This is a genomic window from Streptomyces mutabilis, assembly GCF_014649815.1.
GTDB classification, from domain to species: domain Bacteria; phylum Actinomycetota; class Actinomycetes; order Streptomycetales; family Streptomycetaceae; genus Streptomyces; species Streptomyces mutabilis.
In genome coordinates this window covers 24774-28590 of the sequence record NZ_BMTT01000021.1, presented here as the reverse complement: position 1 = coordinate 28590, position 3817 = coordinate 24774, and the positions used below count along the sequence as shown (strand labels likewise).

The following is a 3817-nucleotide window of genomic DNA, read 5'->3' as shown; positions in this document are numbered from 1 at the left end:
GTCGGTTCCATTCACTCGCGGACACCCTGGTGCAGTGTCGATCTCGGGGTAGCCGGAATTTCCTAGTGTCGGGACGGAAAAATGTCCGGGGTCACTAGGGAATTACCGACGCGGTCCGGGCGACGCTGCCCGCGCCGGACGCACGCGCCCGGCGGTCAACCGCCCCCGACTCCCGGAGTACCGCGTGCTCTTGCGACTGCTCAGGACGTGCCTTCGCCCCTACCGGACCTGGGTCGCGCTCACCGTCGCCCTGCAGATCGTGCAGACGCTCGCGCTCCTCATGCTCCCCACGCTGAGCGCACAGGTCATCGACCGTGGACTGCTGGTGGGATCGCTGCGGGGGATCGTCTGGCTGGGCGCGGCAATGCTGCTGGTCGTCGTGGTCCAGCTCGCCGCGCGGCTCGGGGCCGAGTACTTCGCCGCGCGTGCCGCCACCGCGGTCGGCCGCGACCTGCGGTCGGCGATGTTCCGCCACGTGCAGCGGTTCTCCACGCACGACGTGGGCCGCTTCGGCACGTCATCGCTGGCCACCAGGACACTCAACGACGTGCAGCAGGTCCAGACCCTCACGGCCGACGGGCTGAGCAGCATCATCACCGCGCCGATCATGTGTGTGGTGAGCGTGGTGCTCGCGCTGCGCCAGGACCTGCCGCTGGCGCTGGTGGTAATCGTGCTCATCCCGGTGACGACGGTCGTGGTGGCGGTGATCCTGGTCCGGATGAGCCGGCTGTACGACCGCGTACAGGTCGGCATGGACAACATGAGCCGGTTGTTCCGCGAGCAGATCACCGGCGTGCGCGTGGTCCGCGCGTTCGTGCGGGACAGGCACGAGCAGGAGCGGTTCGGTGCGGTGAACACCGAGATGTTCCTGCTGACCCGCAGGGTTCGCCGGCTCGCGGCCGGCATGTTCCCGCTGGTGTGGCTGCTGGGCAACGGGTTCACCGTGGTGGTGGCGTGGATCGGCGCGAAGCGGATCGCGTCGGGTGCTCTCCAGGTCGGAGCGCTGAGCGCGTTCCTCGGCTACATCGTGCTGGTGCTGACCTCGATGGTCATCGCCATGTACGTCATGCTCACGGTCCCGAGGGCCGCGGCCGCCGCGCGGCGCATCCGTGACGTGCTCGACACCGACCCGGAGATGACCACGCCCTCCCGGCCGGTCGTGTCCCGGCCGCGGCCGGGACATCTGGAACTGCGCGGCGTCGGGTTCCGCTATCCCGGCGCGGAGGAGCCGTTCCTGCACGACATCGACCTGGTCGCCGGGCCCGGCCGGACCGTGGCGGTGATCGGCGGCACCGGGAGCGGCAAGACCACCCTGCTGAACCTGGTCCTGCGGATGTTCGACGCCACGACCGGAACGGTGCTGGTGGACGGGGTCGACGTGCGGGAGCTGGACGACGACGCCCGAAGTCTCGCGGTGGGCCTGGTCGCGCAGCAGCCCTACCTGTTCGCCGGAACGGTCGCGTCCAACCTGCGCTGGGGCAACGAGAACGCCACCGACGCGGAGCTCTGGCACGCGCTCGAGATCACCCAGGCGCGCGAGTTCGTGGCGGCGATGCCGGGCGGCCTGCAGGCGGAGATCACCCAGGGCGGCACGAACGTCTCGGGCGGGCAGCGGCAGCGGCTCGCCCTCGCCCGGACCCTGTTGCGACGGCCCGGGATCTACCTCTTCGATGACTGCTTCTCCGGCCTGGACGCCGCGACGGACCTGGCGGTGCGCAGCGCGCTGGCGCCGGAACTCGCCGACGCGACGGTGGTGATCGTCGCGCAGCGGGTGGGCTCCATCAGGAACGCCGACCTGATCCTCGTGCTGGAGGACGGCCGCGTGGTGGGCCGGGGCACACACGAGCAACTGCTGGCGGAGAACGGGACGTACCAGGAGATCGTGCGCTCCCAGCTCGACAATGCGGAGGAAGCGGCATGACCGACAAGCAGCAGGCCGCCGACCCGAAGGGGACGCTGCGGGCGATCGCGCGGCTGATGCGCCCGCACCGGACGGTCCTCGTCGTCACCTTCCTGGTGAGCCTCGCCGGTGTCGTGGTGAACATCATCGCCCCGCTCCGCCTCGGCGACGCCACGAACCTGATCGTCGCCGGCGTGGCCGGCGAGTCACTGCCGGCCGGGCTGACGAAGGAGCAGGCACTGGACCGGCTCCGCACGGAGGGCCACGGCACCCTCGCGTCCGTGTACGACACGGTCGACTTCGTACCCGGTCACGGCATCGACTTCGCGGCGGTGGCGTCGGTGCTGTTGCTGGTGCTGGCCCTGTACGCGGTCGGGTCGGCGGCCAACTTCGTGCAGGAGCGCATCGCGGCGAACGTCGTGCAGGCGGTCGCCCGGGACGTACGGACGCGGGCGGAGGCGAAACTGGCCCGGCTGCCGCTCGGCTACTTCGACGGTCAGCCGCGCGGCGAGCTCCTGGGCCGCGTCACCAACGACGTCGACAATCTGCAGCAGGTGCTCCAGCGGACGTTCAGTCAGCTGGGCACCGCCGTCCTGTACGCGACCGGCCTCACCGCGGTGATGTTCGTGATCTCGCCGCTGCTGGCGGCTCTGCTGCTGCTGAGCCTTCCGGTGTGCGCCGTGATCGCGGCGAAGCTGAGTGCCCGGGCACGGCCGCGGTTCGCCGAGCAATGGGCCGCGACCGGAGCCCTGGCCACACATGTCGAGGACATGTACACCGGACACACCCTTGTCCGGGTGTTCGGACGGCAGGCCCACAGCCAGGCGGAGTTCGACCGGCACAACGAGAAGGCGTACCGGGCGGGCTCTTCCGCGCAGTTCTTCGCGGCGACCGTCGAACCCTCGCTGAGCTTCGTGTCGAACCTGAACTACGTCGCCGTTGCCGTCATCGGTATGTTGCGGGTCGCCTCGGGCGCGCTGTCCATCGGTGAGGTGCAGGCGTTCCTGCAGTACAGCAACCAGTTCAGCAACCAGGCCGGCCAGATCGGCGCGGTGGTCGGCAAGTTCCAGTCCGGCCTGGCGTCGGCCGAACGCGTCTTCGCCCTCCTCGACGCCGACGAGCAGTCTGCCGACCCGGTCGCCCCGGCCAGGCTCGCCACCGTCTCCGGCCACGTGGAGTTCCGGGACGTCAGCTTCCGCTACCGGCCGGACCGCCCACTGATCGAGGACTTCTCGCTGTCGGTGCCACCGGGGACGACGGTCGCGATCGTGGGACCGACCGGTGCGGGCAAGACGACACTCGGCAACCTCCTGATGCGGTTCTACGAGCCCGACTCCGGGCGGATCCTGCTCGACGGCGTGGGCATCGCGACGATGAGCCGCGAGGACCTCCGCTCACGCACGGGCCTGGTGCTCCAGGACACATGGCTGTTCGAGGGGACGGTGGCGGAGAACATCGCGTACGGGCGCCCGGGCGCGACACGCGAGGAGATCGTGGCCGCGGCCAGGGCGATGCGGGTGGACCACTTCGTGCGGACGCTGCCGAACGGCTACGACACGGTGCTCGACGAGGCGGCGGGCATCAGCGCCGGCGAGAAACAGCTCATCACCGTGGCGCGGGCGTTCCTCGCCGCTCCGTCCGTGCTGATCCTCGACGAGGCGACCAGTTCGGTCGACACCCGCAGCGAACTGCTGGTGCAGAAGGCGATGGCGGAGCTGCGCCGGAGCCGCACCAGTTTCGTGATCGCGCACCGGCTGTCCACCATCCGCGACGCGGACCTCATCCTCGTCATGCACCGGGGCCGGATCGTCGAGCAGGGCACGCACGACGAGCTCCTCGCCGCCGACGGCGCCTACGCCGACCTGTACACGTCCCAGTTCGTCACCACGCCCTGATGAGGGAACACGGCCGCGGTTC

Annotated in this window: 2 protein-coding genes; both read left to right on the top strand. The window is 70.1% G+C overall.

The window, feature by feature from the left end; genetic code table 11:
* Nucleotides 1-184: 184 nt before the first annotated feature.
* Nucleotides 185-1921 carry an ABC transporter ATP-binding protein gene (locus IE142_RS29740; RefSeq protein ID WP_191888606.1) on the top strand — a complete coding sequence of 579 codons (1737 nt, stop codon included), beginning with the start codon at nucleotides 185-187 and terminating at the stop codon, nucleotides 1919-1921.
* Nucleotides 1918-3795 (top strand): ABC transporter ATP-binding protein, encoded by a 1878-nt coding sequence (locus IE142_RS29735; protein WP_191888605.1) that lies wholly within the window; start codon nucleotides 1918-1920, stop codon nucleotides 3793-3795. The genes IE142_RS29740 and IE142_RS29735 overlap by 4 nt, the downstream gene beginning before the upstream one ends.
* Nucleotides 3796-3817: the final 22 nt, after the last annotated feature.